We start from the raw sequence: 206 nt of genomic DNA on the forward strand, positions 1-206 counted from the left end.
TAATTAAACCAACACAAATAGAACTTATAGYTCCTATAATAAAATTTATCATTAGTTCCATATAGAATTGCAYCTCCTTCCTACTTGCTGTAGGAACTAGGACTATATGAAACCACCACTCATAGATTGCAGTTTCTTATTGAGTATTATACCATACAATAKGMTATATATGTGAAAATTCACAAAAAAAGTAAGAATTATTACCA

Source organism: Romboutsia sp. 13368, from assembly GCF_018336475.1.
Lineage (GTDB): Bacteria > Bacillota > Clostridia > Peptostreptococcales > Peptostreptococcaceae > Romboutsia.